General features: G+C 45.7%; 11 protein-coding genes and 1 pseudogene. 6 read left to right on the forward strand and 6 right to left on the reverse strand.

Annotated features, from left to right (window positions below; genetic code table 11):
• From RMO79_RS15175 to RMO79_RS15185, 3 genes are all read right to left on the reverse strand, one after another.
• On the reverse strand, positions 1-410 hold a 410-nt coding region (locus RMO79_RS15175), incomplete at its 3' end, for a sulfite exporter TauE/SafE family protein (RefSeq protein ID WP_310484015.1).
• Positions 411-579: 169 nt separating this feature from the next.
• Positions 580-2,427, reverse strand: coding sequence for an ATP-dependent zinc metalloprotease FtsH3 (gene ftsH3 / locus RMO79_RS15180; RefSeq protein ID WP_310484016.1), 1,848 nt, complete (start codon positions 2,425-2,427; stop codon positions 580-582).
• 441 nt (positions 2,428-2,868) lie between these two features.
• The gene (locus RMO79_RS15185; protein ID WP_310484017.1) at positions 2,869-3,633 is read right to left on the reverse strand and encodes an aminotransferase class IV; all 765 of its coding nucleotides are present in this window, start codon (positions 3,631-3,633) and stop codon (positions 2,869-2,871) included.
• Positions 3,634-3,677: 44 nt separating this feature from the next.
• Here RMO79_RS15185 and RMO79_RS15190 point away from each other — a divergent pair, with 44 nt between their 5' ends.
• Positions 3,678-4,229 carry a Uma2 family endonuclease gene (locus RMO79_RS15190; RefSeq protein ID WP_310484018.1) on the forward strand — a complete coding sequence of 184 codons (552 nt, stop codon included), beginning with the start codon at positions 3,678-3,680 and terminating at the stop codon, positions 4,227-4,229.
• A 40-nt stretch (positions 4,230-4,269) separates the two neighbouring features.
• Here RMO79_RS15190 and RMO79_RS15195 read toward each other — a convergent pair whose 3' ends face one another.
• Entirely contained in the window at positions 4,270-4,605 is a 336-nt protein-coding gene (locus tag RMO79_RS15195; RefSeq protein WP_310484019.1) for an ATP-dependent metallopeptidase FtsH/Yme1/Tma family protein, read from the reverse strand.
• A gap of 61 nt (positions 4,606-4,666) precedes the next feature.
• On the opposite strand from RMO79_RS15195, the gene nadC reads away from it, so the two are divergent.
• The 4 genes and pseudogenes from nadC (at position 4,667) to RMO79_RS15215 (ending at position 8,197) form a co-directional block, all read left to right on the forward strand.
• Positions 4,667-5,530 carry a carboxylating nicotinate-nucleotide diphosphorylase gene (nadC, locus tag RMO79_RS15200; RefSeq protein WP_310484020.1) on the forward strand — a complete coding sequence of 288 codons (864 nt, stop codon included), beginning with the start codon at positions 4,667-4,669 and terminating at the stop codon, positions 5,528-5,530.
• A gap of 49 nt (positions 5,531-5,579) precedes the next feature.
• Complete coding sequence (locus RMO79_RS15205; protein ID WP_310484021.1) at positions 5,580-6,284, forward strand: hypothetical protein; 705 nt, start codon at positions 5,580-5,582, stop codon at positions 6,282-6,284.
• Between the two features lie 141 nt (positions 6,285-6,425).
• Positions 6,426-7,238, forward strand: a complete 813-nt coding sequence (locus tag RMO79_RS15210) for an SDR family oxidoreductase (RefSeq protein ID WP_310484022.1) — start codon at positions 6,426-6,428, stop codon at positions 7,236-7,238.
• Positions 7,239-7,372: 134 nt separating this feature from the next.
• Positions 7,373-8,197: pseudogene (locus RMO79_RS15215) on the forward strand (alpha/beta hydrolase).
• 331 nt (positions 8,198-8,528) lie between these two features.
• Here the strand turns inward: RMO79_RS15215 and cbiB are convergent.
• Complete coding sequence (gene cbiB, locus RMO79_RS15220; protein WP_310484024.1) at positions 8,529-9,527, reverse strand: adenosylcobinamide-phosphate synthase CbiB; 999 nt, start codon at positions 9,525-9,527, stop codon at positions 8,529-8,531.
• Between the two features lie 33 nt (positions 9,528-9,560).
• Positions 9,561-11,498, reverse strand: coding sequence for a penicillin-binding protein 2 (locus tag RMO79_RS15225; RefSeq protein WP_310484025.1), 1,938 nt, complete (start codon positions 11,496-11,498; stop codon positions 9,561-9,563).
• Positions 11,499-11,835: 337 nt separating this feature from the next.
• Here RMO79_RS15225 and RMO79_RS15230 point away from each other — a divergent pair, with 337 nt between their 5' ends.
• Positions 11,836-15,018, forward strand: a complete 3,183-nt coding sequence (locus tag RMO79_RS15230; RefSeq protein WP_310484026.1) for a substrate-binding domain-containing protein — start codon at positions 11,836-11,838, stop codon at positions 15,016-15,018.
• Positions 15,019-15,051 lie beyond the last annotated feature (33 nt).

Consider the following 15,051-nt stretch of genomic DNA (forward strand, 5'->3'; position numbering starts at 1 on the left):
CCGCCTACTAATAATGTAATCGGCAAGATAGGTTCGGTTGAAACAGTATCTTCAGTTGGTTTAATCAAGAATCGGATAGCCGATAAAAGTAGCGTGACCCCTAAAATAGTTTTGAAGATTGGCGTGGGCAGATTGAGATAGCCGCCCAAAAATGACATTGGAATTGATAAAGCTGCCAGTGACAAAAATAGTTTCCATGACAAGAATCCCATTCTCCAAAACTGCCAAGAACCAATGCACGCCACAAAAATGTTGAGAATGAGAGCCGTTGGCTTTATCAGCGTAGGTGCAATTCCGAATAACGACATTACTGCTATGTAACCCGATGCTCCTCCATGACCCACTGACGAGTAAAGAAAAGCAATTACCACTATGCTAATCGTTATAAATGGCAGTTGCTCAGTTGGCATGGCGATTTAGAAAATTATTGATATTTAATCTTACCTCTACATTCCTTTTCTAACGCCTCGTACAGGAATCTTTCACTATGCCCATTGGTAACTCATAACTTATAAAAAAACAGGCCACACTAACCTATATCGGTTAGTGTGGCCTGTTAAATTTTAACTGTTAGATAGACTACGCGATCGCAGCCATTTTGACATCATTAGTCGCAAGTAAATCTTGAAGCTCTTCGGCATCGACAGTTTCTTTATCCACCAACATCACGGCTAGTTTGTCTAAAACGTGCTTGTTACCGATTAATACGTCTTTAGCACGACGGTAAGCTTCAGCTACTAATTGGCTGACTTCATCATCGATGATTGCCGCAGTCTCTTCCGAGAAATCCCGTTCGGAGGCGATATCGCGACCGAGGAACATGTTGCCTTGTTGACGACCGAGGGCGACGGGGCCGAGTTTTTCGCTCATCCCGTAGCGCATCACCATTTGACGAGCGACGCGGGCGACTTGTTGGAGGTCACTGGAGGCACCAGTAGTAACTTCTTCTTCACCAAAGATAATTTCTTCAGCAATCCGACCGCCGAGGGCGACAGCCATTTGGTTTTGGAGGTAAGAGCGGCTATATAAACCAGACTCCATCCGATCTTCACTAGGTGTAAACCAAGTCAGACCGCCAGCTTGACCGCGAGGAATAATGCTGATTTTTTGAACGGGGTCGTAGTCGGGCATTAATGCACCTACTAGAGCGTGACCAGCTTCGTGATAAGCAACGAGTGTTTTGCGCTTCTCGGTCATCACGCGGTCTTTTTTCTCTGGGCCAGCTAATACGCGATCGATCGCATCGTTAACTTCATCCATTGAGATTTCGGTCAAGCTGCGACGAGCGGCGAGAATTGCCGATTCGTTTAACAGGTTGGCTAAATCCGCACCTGTAAAGCCGGGAGTCCGACGCGAGATGCGTTCGAGATCGACATCTTTGGCTAAGGTTTTGCCACGAGCGTGAACGTTGAGGATTTCTAAACGACCAGCGTAGTCTGGGCGATCTACAACAACTTGACGATCGAAACGACCTGGGCGTAATAGTGCAGAATCGAGTACGTCAGGACGGTTGGTAGCGGCGATGATAATAATCCCCGTATTGCCCTCAAATCCGTCCATCTCGGTCAGTAATTGGTTGAGGGTCTGTTCCCGCTCATCGTTACCGCCACCTAGGCCTGCGCCCCGTTGACGACCCACTGCGTCGATCTCATCGATAAAGACGATACAAGGAGCTTGTGCTTTAGCTTGCTCGAACAAATCGCGAACGCGGGATGCACCCACACCGACGAACATTTCGACGAATTCCGAACCAGAAATACTAAAGAATGGTACGCCAGCTTCGCCTGCAACCGCACGAGCCAAGAGGGTTTTACCAGTACCAGGAGGGCCGACGAGCAACACGCCTTTAGGAATTTTGGCACCCAACGCGGTAAAGCGATCGGCATTTTTCAGAAAGTCTACAACTTCATTGAGTTCTAGTTTCGCTTGGTCGATACCAGCGACATCTCCAAATGTAATTTGGGTCTGGGGTTCCATTTGGACGCGAGCTTTAGATTTACCAAAGTTCATCGCTTGGTTGCCGGGGCCACTTTGAGCGCGACGGAGCAAGAAGAATAAACCAACCAGTAATAATACTGGGAAGAATAAGCTGCTCAAGACGCGGAACCAGACGCTCTCGTCATTTTGAGGAAGAACGTAAATGTTGCCTTTAACGTTCTCTGTCAGAATGCTGACGAGTTGGTTATCGTTGGGAGGTAAATTTACCAGTGCTTTGGTGCCATCTTTGGCTTGTACTAACGCACGGCTACGATCGGCACTCAAACCGACATTCTCGATCTCGCCCTGTTTTACCTCTTGAATAAATTGGCTATATTTTAAGGTTTTTTGGGCTGGGGCTGGCTTTTCTAAGAATGTAGTTGCCAGAGCGATCGCCACAACTGCCAGTAAGACGTATAGTCCGGCATTTCTCCACCGCTTATTATTCACTCTAAAGTTCTCCTATATTAGTATTCTGGGACTGGTAACCCTTGACGGGATCGATATTAACAGATCGCTCAACCGTCGTTTCCGCCAGTTACGCGCCATCGATAATTTAGTGTATTTTATCTTTCTATTAACTTATGTTAACCTTTCTCTCATTTTATTGATAGGGTGATTTGAATAAATTTTAGCTCTCAACCACTTCATCATCGCGTGTCTAGCTCTACAATCTAGTTTACTCAAGGGATGGAGCGCAGCATCAACCGAGATCGGGTGGATTACCGAATTAGTCGCCGATAGGGGTGGCGATTTTTGCTCGTCTGGAGGTGCCTTTTTAGAAGATGAGGTTGCGAAGAAAATGATTACACCCCCTGCTAAAACGATCGAGAGGATAGCCTTACTCAGTCGATTGTCATACACGTCGATATCCTCCTAGATCGATACTCCCTACAAACGCCTAACTTCCACTATCGCTGGATGTTGAGCCTGATACCTTAGAGTACCCACGGGAGTAATGACAGTATGAATCGGAATAAAATGGATGACAGAATTACTATAGCCGATCGCATCTAAATCTTTGACCCATTCCAGATTCCAGTCGATTTCTAAAACTTTTTGGTGTTGCTGTTGGAGTGCGAATATTAGTTGAGATCGCGCGATTCCTGGTAAAATTCCGGCACTTAAAGGTGGTGTATACCAACAGCCATCGCGATAACCCCAAAGATTTCCTGTAGTGGTTTCGAGCCAGTCGCCGCGATCGTTTGTTAAGATTGCTTCTTGAATATTGTTGTTTCGCGCCTGTTGTAGAGCCAGCCAGGGAGCGAGATAATTACCTGTTTTGTGTTGGGGGAGCGATCGAGTGAATTTTCGATCTGCGATGATTACTGTTACCCCTTGCTGTTGCCAAGTCGCTAAATTAGGCGGCAAATCTCGCCCGGTAATTAATTCTCGTCCGTCGGGAAAGATGGTAATTCGCAATACGGGGAAATGTGGCGTTAAGCAGTCTACACCCGATCGAACTCGTTCCCAATCTGGCTGACACCAATCTAAATCGATGATACTCGATCGCAGTCGATCGCCATGTAAATGGTAAACAGTCAAAGCGTCAGTTCTTAAAGTCGTAAAAACTGTTGCGCCGTATAATAGCCCCGGTTCGTTAATATCTAACTCGATGGTTTGAGACTCGATCGATCTCCCACAGTACCAATACATACCACCTGCTTGCTAAAATAGTGAAGAATTCGAGGACATCAGCGATGACACTTACTACCGCCAAATGGACGATCTCCGAATATCATCAATTAGTTGAGACAGGGATACTGGACGACAAGCGGGTAGAGCTATTAGAAGGAATCATTGTAGATATGCCACCAGAGGGAATACCTCATGCATTCTATTGTACTGAGTCAGTTCAATATCTCAGCATCTTACTAGCAAATCGAGCCAAAGTTCGCGAAGGTCATCCGGTTACACTACCAAATAACTCCGAGCCAGAGCCAGATATTGCGATCGTTCGGGCACCCAGTCGTCAATATCTAGCACACCATCCCTATCCAGATGATATTTTCTGGCTGATTGAATATGCGAACACCACGCTGAAAAAAGATCTCAACGATAAAAAGCGGGTGTATGCTGAGACTGGGATTGAGGAATATTGGGTAGTAAACTTACAAACTCCCGAATTAATTGTATTTCGCGATCGGGCGATCGATACCTACAGATCTGAAACTAAATTAGCAACTGGCAATATTTCACCATTAGCCTTTCCAGATCTCCAGATTGAAGTAAGAAAACTGTTTACAGTTTGAATTTAGAATTGGATGTGGTGGACATGAATTTACTAAATGTTCATTTGGAAATAACATAAATTTCCACAGATTTTTTCGTCAGAGTATCGATTAATTCTTCTGAATTGGGTGGTATATTCACAATTGCTTTTACACCGTCCGTATCTTTTAGCAGAATTTTAGTGCGATCGGTACTCAATCCAACTTTTTTTATTTTCCCCTGTTCGACTTGTTGAATAAAATCACTATACTTTAGTGTTTTTTTAGCTTGACTGAATTGGCTGGAGTCAGCAAAGCCACCAAGATAGTTTGCACAAGCGGATGAGATTATCGTTAAGCTAGCAATGAGAAATAGCAAGATCGGTTGTCTAGACTTTTTCCATTGATTATCGCGCACTTAAATCTGCTCCTATGTTAGTGTGTGGTGGCGATCGATATTTTACTACCAATCGAAATACATGTCGAAACCAACTTTACCCCCTCGAATCGTCCTCGATCCGCTCTTGATTCAATGGCTCCAAGAAGATATTGGTAGAGGAGATCGCAGCACCCAAGGCTTGCCGAATGTCGATCGAGTCGCAACCGCAGTCTGGATTGCCAAGGAAACGGGGGTAGTCGCCGCATTACCGATTGCCAAAAGAGTTTTTGAGCTGTTAAATCCTGAAGCTAAGTTTCAGCCCTTTGCAGACGAAGGAGCCACCTGTGGATCGGGACAAACGATCGCCGAAATTACTGCCGATTTAGCTACTTTATTAATGGGCGAAAGGACGGCTTTAAATTTGGCAATGCGGCTCAGTGGAATTGCTACAGCGACTCGTACCTATGTAGATTGCATTGCAGATTTACCCACTCAATTAGTCGATACCCGCAAAACTACCCCTGGTTTGCGCCTGCTCGAAAAATATGCAACCACTGTTGGTGGTGGTGTCAATCACCGCGTCGGGTTAGATGATGCCGTGATGATTAAAGATAATCATATTGCAGCAGCAGGCGGAATTACTGCCGCGATCGAGGGGATTCGATTACAGATGCCTTATCCACTGACGATCGAAGTCGAAACTGAGTCGCTAGCGCAAGTTAAGGAGGCAATCGAGTGTCAGGCTGATATTATTATGCTCGATAATATGCATCCAGATTTAATGCGTCAAGCCGTGGCAATAATTAGAACGGCTAATCCTCGGATTAAAATCGAAGCATCGGGTAATATTACGCTAAATACCATTCGCCAAGTTGCCGAAACTGGCGTTGATTATATCTCCACTAGCGCGCCAATTACGCGATCTCACTGGCTCGATCTGAGTATGCGAATCGCGACTAATTAGAACTTACTTAAACCCAAAATTAAATGGATTAGCCTTTCGATCGAAAAGCATGAAAGAAAATTTTCTTCAATTATCCCAAGAGCAATATTTGGCGGGGCGATATCGGCAATTTGGTAAAACCAATCCAGAAATTATGGAAGTAGATTTTTGGAACGCAATGGTTTCTTCTGGCTGTGATGCCTACTCTGCCAGCCAAATTTTTGACGATCTACCTCAATTTGACGATCTAGATAAATTAAATTGCCAACCTGTTTGGTGTAATAAACGGATGGGGCAAACAGTCACAGAGCTACCAGATGGTAGAATTGTCAAGATCGCTGGCGAACATGAAGACTACTACGATCCAGATTTTTGTATATATAACGATGTTATTGTTTATCAGCAAAATGGTAGCTTCAAGATTTTTGGTTATCCCAAAGATATTTTTCCACCTACCGATTTTCACACGGCAACATTAGTCGAATATTATATCTACATTATTGGTAGTATCGGATATCAACACGAGCGAGTTTATTATGAAACACCCGTTTATCGACTCCACTGCGATACATTTATCATCGAAGAAGTCGAGACTACCGGAGATAATCCTGGATGGATTAGCCGTCATCAAGCTTATTACCGATCGCCTAAAGAAATATCTATCTCTGGCGGTGATATTTATGCCAGGGTGAAAGGTATAGAAAAGACTATTGAGAATTCAGAAGAATACACTTTGGACTTAATTAACAAAAGCTGGAGTAAAACGAGCGCGTAATTGCTATTAGATCTATATTTTGACACGATCGTTTTAACTAGACAACACAAAAATACAGACGATCTTTTTAAACGATATCAAATAGTAATCGCTTGACGATCTATATTGGATGTTAGTAAGCCACTTATCAAATTATCTATTATGAGCAAAACCGTATTAATTACCGGAGCATCCACAGGGATCGGACGAGCTACCGCCCAACTATTTCAGCAGCAAGGCTGGAACGTCGTTGCAACCATGCGATCGCCCGAAAAATCTCCCGAACTCAGCGATTTATCAAATGTTTTATGCTTGGCATTAGATGTTACCAAAGCAGATACAATTCAGGCAGCGATCGATCTGGCAATTGCTAAATTTGGGACGATCGATGTATTAATCAATAATGCTGGTTATGCTTTAATTGGTGCCTTTGAAGCCTGCGACATGGACGATATTCGGGGTCAATTCGAGACTAATGTATTTGGACTGATGGAAGTCACCCGCGCCATTTTGCCGCATTTTCGCCTTCGCCAGCAGGGTATTTTAGTTAATGTCGCCTCGATTGGCGGTAGAACAGCATTTCCCGTTTATAGCCCCTATCATGCCACTAAATGGGCGGTAGATGGCTTTTCTGAGTCATTACAATACGAATTGCGCCAGTTTAATATCAAGGTCAAAATAATCGAACCTGGTGCCATTAAAACCGATTTTTACAGTCGATCGATTTCAGTTGCTAAAAAAGCCGGATTAACTGCATACGATAACTATATTCAAAAGACTTTACCCAAAATGGATCGCGCTGGTGAAAATGGCTCCCCACCAGAAGTTACCGCGAAAGTTATCTATCGAGCAGCCACCGATGGTAGTTGGAAATTGCGTTATCCTGCTGGCGGTAATGCAGGATTATTACTAGGATTGCGGAAATTGCTACCGGATGCTTTATTTACCGCTTTAATGCGAAAATCGCTCGAATAATAACGATCGACTCGATCGCAGTTTTCAGTCGATCGATCGATCGATTGTCATCCCGATCGATTGAAACTAATTTGGGCAGCCAGTCATTGAGAATAAGGAACGACCCATTATTGAAATTCTAGTAGTAAGCATCCATGCGTCGATCTATTTTTGAGAACATACTTTTTGGGAAACTTACGTGGTGGAAACTCGTGTTATCGGGGCTGTTTATTTATACTTGCTTTGCCCTTTATATCTTTATTCGATCGGACGATCTGATTTTTTTACCACAGCCTGCTAGCTATCAAGATACAAAAGACATTCTCAAATTACCCATCTCTAATACCGAAAATATTTCGGCAATATATTTACCTAATTCCCAATCTGCATATACATTGTTGTATATTCATGGCAATGCTGAAGATCTCGGCGATATTCGTCCGATTTTAGATCGATTGCAGAGCTGGGGTTTTAGTGTGTTTGCTTATGACTATCGAGGTTATGGAACTAGTAATGGTAAACCCAGTGAAGCGAATGCTTATCAAGATGCCGATATTGCCTATACATATTTAACCCAACAACTCAAAATATCGCCACAACAGATTATTGTCTACGGTCATTCTATCGGCGGCGGATCGGCAACTGAATTAGCAACTAAAAAACCTATTGCTGGGTTAGTTTTGGAGAGTACTTTTACATCTGCATTTAGGGTTATCGTCCCTTTTCCATTGCTACCATTCGATAAATTTTCCACCCTCGATAAACTACCACAAATTCATAGTCCGATCTTAATTATGCACGGTGGAGCCGATCGCGTAATTCCCTTTCAACACGGTCAGTTACTTTAGGAAGCGGCACGATCGCCTAAAATGTCTCTGTGGATACCAGAAGCGGGACACAATGATTTTACATGGGTAGCAGGTAACCGCCATCAACAAGCCTTGTTGTCTTTTCAACAACTAATTAAAACACCTCGATAACTGCGATCGATGAGAAAACTTTATTACGGAGAATAGCATAGGGTTTGTAGGTTGGGTAGAGCAAGGCGAAACCCAACAGCCTCAGCTCAGATGCTCTGTTAACGTGAGGGTTAAGAATATTTGCTCCGCTCATCACCCGCCCGCGACTGAAGTGCGGGCTAGTAGCTCAAGTCCACTTTAGTGGACTGCCAGATTCTCCAGTCCACTAAAGTGGACTTTCGTGGTTAGCCTGGGGATTCATCCCCAGGTGGTGTGTGTCGAAGCTAAGAAGGAGTGCATGGAGATCCTTATCCCGTTCCCTGCTTTGCCTCTCTGTCAGAAAAAACTGACGTTAATTAGCCAAAAAATACAGTCCGCATCCTAACCCCAGCCATAATAAAAAACTGTACCGAGTTAACATTAAAGCTTGTCGGACGATCGCAGGCGTAATTGGTTGCAAATCGTCGCCTAATAATGGCTTTTCCCGGACTTGTCCTCGATAATAGTTTAGCCCCCCAACTCTTACTCCCAAGGCGGCGGCATAGGCACACTCGCTCCAGCCAGAATTGGGGCTGGGATCTTGGCGTGCATCGCGCCAACAGAGCCGCCAGACTGTAAATGGTTTGCCAGAAAGGATGCTTAATGTCAGTACCGCCAGCCGACAGGGGAGCCAAGTGAGGATATCTTCAGATTTGGCACTACACCAGCCTAAATCGGCGTATGGCTCGTGGCGATAGCCGACCATCGAATCTAGAGTGCTGGCAGCTTTGTATGCCATTGCCAGGGGCACAGCCCCAACTGCGGGGATGAACGTGCCGACGATCGCATAAAATAGCGGAGCCATGACCCCGTCGATCGCATTTTCGGTAACGGTTTCTAAAATGGCGCGGTAGATTTCGGGAATAGTTAATTTATCGGTATCTCTGCCGACATACATCTTTAACTGCGATCGCGCCACATCCACATCTCCAGTCTCAATCGCAGCTAAAACATCTTCAGCCGCTCGCCGCAAACTTCTACCCGCAAAACAACTAGCTAAGGCGATCGATCTTGCGGCAATTCCCAACCACGGATGAATCCAGTCGCAAATAGCGATCGTCAGCCACGTCACACCACCCGTACCGAGGATTAAGCCCCAGCACAATACCATCCCCGCCAGTCGTCGTGCTAAGGGCTGATGGCAGTATTTGAGGGTAATTTGTTTGCACCACTCGATCGCCCAGCCCATAATTTGAACGGGATGTAGCCATGTCCACGGATCGCCGATCGCATAATCCAAGCCAGCAGCAATCGCTAGGTAGGGGAGCGGGGAGCGGGGAGCGGGGAGCGGGAATAGAGGTATTGGGGGCATTTTATCGATCGCCTTTGCACTTTTACAGGAAATTTAATGGCTTTCGACTGGTGATACGGTCGTTTTAGTGGCTGGTTGGGTGCGATCGGTTTTAGCTCCAACAATCTCGCTAGGATTACTGGGAGTAATGCCTTCGATCGAAATTAATGAATCCATTACTAACTTGACAATCGGTGCGGCGACGTTAGAACCAAAGGCTTTTTCCTTACCTTTCGGTTCGTCGATCGCGGCAAATACTACATAGCGACGTTGCCGATCTACAGGTAAAATGCCAACGAAACTGGTCACTTTTTTGTCATCTTCTGTATAGCCACCCATCCCCGCTTTTTGAGATGTCCCCGTTTTGCCTGCAATTCGATAACCCGCAATTTTGGCTTTATCCCCAGAACCTCTGGTAACGACAGTTTCCATCATTTCCAGTACTGCTTGGGCATTTTTGGGGCTAAAGATCTGACTGGGTTCGGGACGAACGGGATTATCTTTACGGACACCCTCACTATCAAACAAACCTTCAACTACATAAGGAGTCACCAATTTGCCCCCATTAGCAATACTGGCGATCAGTCTGACTAATTGAATCGGCGTGAGTGAAAAGCCTTGTCCGAATGCGGTATTGGCGGGATAGATCGGCGAAGCGACAAATTCGCGCCGACTGCGAACTTCACCTTTACCTTCTAATGGTAAATCGATCCCGGACTTTTGCCCCAAGCCGATCCGCTGAAGCCAGTCATAGTAAATATTTGGCTTGAGTCGTTGCATCATTTTCACCATCCCCACATTACTGGAAGATTGAAGAATTTGAGCGACATCGATTTTACCGTGACCTTTTTTATCAGAATTCCGAATGGTATAAGTGCCAACTTGAATGCTACCTTCATCATTAAACTGACTGGTAGGCACGATCGCGCGATTTTCGAGAGCGATTGCTACGGCAATTGGTTTAAAGGTCGATCCTGGCTCGTACAGATCGGAAACAGCCGCATTTTGGAGTAGCAGCGGCGCGCGGAGTTTGCCGACAATTTTGCCGTAATTTTCGACATCCCTAGCATAGTGATTGGGATCGTAGGTAGGTGAGACGACTAGGGCGCGGATGGCACCAGTTTCGGCATCCATGACGATTACCGTTCCCCGTTGCGCGTTCCATTGCTTCATTTTATCGGTTAATGCTTTTCTGGCAGCACGTTGCAGCCGTAGATCTACAGTTAATTTTAGTTTTAAGTCATCGCTATGTAGATAATCCGATGTCACTCGATCGGGTAAAATCGATGGATTCTTACCACCTGTTTTGGTCAACCGATACTTTACTAGGTTGCGCTCTAACAGCGACGATTGGCTCAATTCTACGCCAGCTTGGGCTTTATGTTCCCAATCTAAATAGCCGACAACTTCAGCAAAGGCATCGTTTTGAGGATAAAATCGCGTATATTCGCGCTCGCCTTGGGCGGTTTCGATTCCTTCTAATTTTAAGCTGTTAAGGCTATCTTTGATATTCTCTTGCAAGTCAGACTCGACCAAGATCTGTGACTGGGGACGATTAAATTTCTCGACGAGTTTTTGGACATCGGCTTGTAAAATTGGTGCCAGTCTTTGCGCGACTTCTAGTGAAGTAAGTTTGACTTTTTTACCATTTTTGGGGAACCCTTTCCCGACAAAAACTTCGCCAAATCTGGCTGGATATACGTATAAGCTATAGCTAGGTGTATCGATCGCCATTTGATTATCGGCTCGATCGACGATCGTCCGGCGAGGTACAAATGGTCTTTTAATCGTGCTTTGTTGCGCTTGCGCTTTGCTTTGTAAAAATGGCGCACGCACGATTTGGAGCCAACACAGTCGCCATAATAAACCCAGCGATGCTAATCCTAATACCAGCCAGACCCCGGCTAGTCTTGCGCTAGTATGGGGACGGGCTTTCGACTTGCGCCGCTGGTTACCAAATTGCCCTGGCTGCTTCTGGCGAATATTGCTCATTTAACTAATACATTGGTAATAAAAGGCACCGAAAAATTGTTAAGTCGATCGTATCTTAACGAAAATGTAACATTTGAGTCGATCGAACTGAAAAAATCGGTTAGGATCTGAAGCACAATGCTATTATCAATTTTAAAATAAATTCCTACAAAGCCAGATAGATCGACATTTACATCGATTCTTCAGTCAGTTTAGAGCATGTCCGCGTAATCGAATTATTAGCTTGCGTCCGGTTGCAGTTATATATTTGATGCACCGACCATTTGGCGAGTATCTATATCAGACAACAGATCTAAGCTATTGTTGATTACAATATCCACAAACCTAGTTGTTACAAATGAAACAGCAAAGTAGTTCGATCGTAACTCTAGCACTAATATTAGCCGCTGGTGGTACTAACCTAAAAGCTATTGCCCAAACTGCTGCCGATAAATTCCCATTGCCCGCGACGGTGCCATCGGGAACCAAAGTGCAGATCGACGGTTCCAGCAGTATGCAAGGGGTCAATCAAGGACTCAAAGACCGATTCCAAAAACAGTTCCCCGGTACGGATATTGTCGTGCCCACTCAGTATCAAGGTAGCGATAGCGGGATCGAGGCAATTGTCTCAGGTAAATCCGACCTAGCCGGGATCGGTCGCAAGCTGACTGCGGGTGAAAAAAATCGCGGTTTAGCAGCTAAAGAAATCGGTAGATCCAAAATTGCGATTATCGTCAGCGATAAGAACCCATACACTGGTAATCTGACCCTCAAAGACTTTGCGAAAATTTATCGCGGGGAGGTCACCGACTGGTCGCAGTTGCCCAGTGCTAACGGTGCTAAAGGCAAAATTAAAGTCATCGACAGACCCAATACTAGCGATACTCGTCGCGCATTTGCCAACTATCCAGTGTTTCAAAATGGCAAGCTCAAAACTGGCAGTAACGCTCAAAAACTGACCGAAGATTCGACTCAAGCAGTCGTCGATAAATTAGGTGAAGATGGCATCGGTTACGCACCAGCCGACCAAATTAAAAATATTCCTGGCATTAGAGCGGTAACGCTCCACGGGACGCAGCCAGATAATATCAAATATCCTTTTTCTCAGCCGTTGGCTTATGCCTATAAAAATAAAGGCGGCAAAATCGGTGAGGGCACTAAAGCATTTCTGGGCTATGTCAGCGATCCGGCAGGGCAAGTAGCTGTTAAAGAAGCAACCTCGGCAGGAACGGCAACCGGAGGTGGTACGGCGACCACAACTACGACTAGCACTACTGAAGCTACGACCGGGACTACCGGGACTACCGGGACTACTGGCAGCACAGGAGCGGCTGGGACTACAGGCACGACTGGATCGACCGATCCTGGTGCTAGTGGCAGCACGACTACTACTGAGACTACTACTGAGACTACTACCCCAGTTAAAGATGGTGCCAAAGGCGGATTGCCTTCTTGGTGGCCAGTGTTATTAGTCCCGATTGTTGGCGGATTATGGTGGTTGTTAGGCCGGAAAAAACCGACCGAAACAGTTACCTCAGTTACAACTGCTCCGGAAACCACACCCAACATCAAACCGCTATATCCACCCCCACCAGCGCGAACTTCCAGAACGGACAGTTTATCTGGAGATCTATCGGGCGACTTATCTTCTAACCTTAGCGGTTATCGTCCGTCGGGAGATCTGCGATCGGGCGACCTGCGATCGGGCGATTTGTCTGGTACGATGTCTGCTCCACCACCGTCGCTTACTAAGACACCAAATATTAACTTTAATGGTGTTGTCGATGCGGTTGAAGATCGCGCCAAAGACATTAATTTAGCTGGTGGTGCGGCGATTGTGGGCGGTGCTGCTGCGGCTGCCGCACTCGGCAAAGGTCTGCTCGATGGCATGGGCGATCGCGCGAGCAACATTCAGCCGCCAGAAGTTAAAGCTCCCAACATCGACCTCTCTAATCCTCTAGAAGGGCTGAAAGATAAGTCTTCTAATCTAACCCCCGATTTGGAGTTCGACAACCCCTTAGAGGGCATTCAGGGCAAGGCTGGCGAATCGATTCAAGATCTCAGTGCCAACTTAACAGGTACTTTCGACACAGCCTTTAGTGATGTCGATTTATCAACGCCAGATCTGAATTTTGCCAATCTAGACAGTCTAGAAATTCCTAATCTCGATTTATCATCGCCAGATCTCAACCTGGAAATCCCCGATCTCAATCTACCCGCGACAGCAGATGGCAACCTCCATCCTCCCAGCAGTGACGGAATTGTAGATCGAGTTGGTGACTTTTTTAAAGATGGTGGCATAGCTGCTGCTGCCGCAGGCGGAGCCGCCTTAGCTGGTGGTGCTGCTGTAGCTGGCGGCGCGGGTAAATCGGTCGGTGATTTCTTTAGCGGTCAAAAAGATCTGGATTTATCTGACGATCTTTCACTAGAAAGTAGTGGTAGTAACGATCCATTTAATTTTGGCACACCATTACAGTCAGCGACAGACAATGCCGATTTAATTCTCGACGACACCGAAGATCGAGCGTTTGACTTTAGCAATCCATTGGATTCGATTAAAGATAAAGCTGGCGATCTCAAAGATAGTGCTGCTGAGTTAATCCCCGATTTTAACAACAACGATCCGTTCGATTTTAGCAATCCACTAGATTCACTCCAAGCTAAAGCTGGCGATCTTAAAGACAATGCAGCGGAGTTAATTCCCAATTTTAACAACAACGATCCGTTTGACTTTGGCGACGCAGTTGATGGCATCCAAGCTAAAACAGGCGATTTTATTCAAGGTGGCGGTGCGGCGGCTACTGCCGCTGGAGCTGCGGCAATTGCTGGCGGTGCGGCTTTATTTGGCAGCGGTCAAAAATCACCAAGTTCGGAGTTCTCACCAAATCCAGAACTAGATACATTCGATCGCGATTTGGAAGCCATTAACCTAGATGACTTGGATGAAGATCCGTTTGCGGGATTATCCGATCTATTAGGCGAAGAAACTGGTGGTGTCAACAACGAAGCTCCCACTCCAGAGCCGAGCGATTTCCTCTCCAGTTTTAAAGATAAAGCAGCCGATTTACTAGCAGATGGTAAAGATTTTGGTGGTGCAGCTTTCGCTGGTGGTGCCGCAGCTACAGTAGGAGCCGGACAAGCAGTAAAATCGTTCTTCACAGGCAAAGACACGCCTAATGAAGATCGCGGTGAAATGTCTGGCAATCTCTATAGTGAAGGTCAGATTACACTTGTTTCTCCCAATCCAACTCAAGCATACGCTCACTGGGAAATCCCCGTCCGCTTGAAACGGCAATTGCGCGAACAAGGCGGTCAAAAATTGGTCGTCCGCTTGTACGATGTCACCAATTCTGACTCTAATATCGAGTTACCAGCCACTTTCCAAGAGTTTGAATGTGGTGATTCAGATTGGGATTTAGAAATACCCATCCCGGTTAGCGAACATCGTTATTTAGCTGAAATTGGTTATGTTACTGGCAATGGCGGTTGGTTAATGTTAGCGCGTTCCACACCGTTATGGATTCGATCGACCGCAGGTTAGTGCCGATTGAAGATGCTTAAAAAAGCAGTAACT

It is taken from the genome of Chamaesiphon sp. VAR_48_metabat_403 (genome assembly GCF_031422475.1).
In the GTDB taxonomy this organism is placed as follows: domain Bacteria; phylum Cyanobacteriota; class Cyanobacteriia; order Cyanobacteriales; family Chamaesiphonaceae; genus Chamaesiphon.